Origin of the sequence: Aerococcus sp. HMSC23C02 (genome assembly GCF_001806805.1) — a bacterium.
GTDB lineage: Bacteria > Bacillota > Bacilli > Lactobacillales > Aerococcaceae > Aerococcus > Aerococcus sanguinicola.
The window spans coordinates 10,628-11,429 of record NZ_KV786046.1 but is presented as its reverse complement, the minus strand read 5'-3'; the positions used below and the strand labels follow the sequence as shown (position 1 = coordinate 11,429).

1 protein-coding gene is annotated in these 802 nt (G+C 40.3%); it reads right to left on the bottom strand.

Annotated features, from left to right (window positions below):
* Positions 1-802 (bottom strand): Ig-like domain-containing protein (locus HMPREF3090_RS09715; RefSeq protein WP_168140262.1); only part of this gene is annotated, 802 nt, incomplete at both ends.

The following is an 802-nucleotide window of genomic DNA, read 5'->3' as shown; positions in this document are numbered from 1 at the left end:
GAAGCGGCAGATGAACTATGAGTTGTTGAAATCGTTAAGGTTTTCCAATGCTCTCTAGAATTAGACTCATTATTTTTGTTTCTAAGCGTCAAATGCATTTCGCTGTTAATCCGTTGATTAGCTTGTTGGTTTTTCGGACTAGTCACCGTATAAACGATATACTTCTTACCAGTAGCTGGCCCATTACCTACATTAAAGCGTACACCTTCAGAATCTTGATAAGATCTTCCAGAAACTTCACGAACATAGCGCGGGTTTACTTCCGGATTAAAGCTATCCGTAAAGGCACGATCATCCAAGACCTCATAAACCTTCATTGATTCCAGATTACTAGTATTTGATTCAAAGAGAATCGTATGTGGTCCGTGGTTCATATTACGTCCGTCACGGTTGATATACCAAACTTCTTTGGCTGTATAGTGGTTGGGATCTGTTCGATTCGTCTCAACGTGCGTTCCATCAACCGCTCGATATTTATTATTGGTACCGTCACCGTTGATATTATTAAAGTGGTAGGCAATATTTTCTGTGTATGGTGTTCCTGCAATCGTCACGGTGACAGGATAATTCTTGAAATTATCTGTAATCTTATCGTAGAAAGGCTGAGTCCCTTGGCGTAGAGCAGCTCTTATATTATTCTTACCATTCACCCAGTCTGTAAAGCGGTAAATCACTCGGTTCTGATCAGCGTCATAGTAAGCTTTAGCAACAACTGCATTACCAGGACCGATTAAATCTTTAGGAGTTGCTGGGATATTAAGGCCACCCGGTCTTAGATATTGACCATAATCAAGAATAAAGT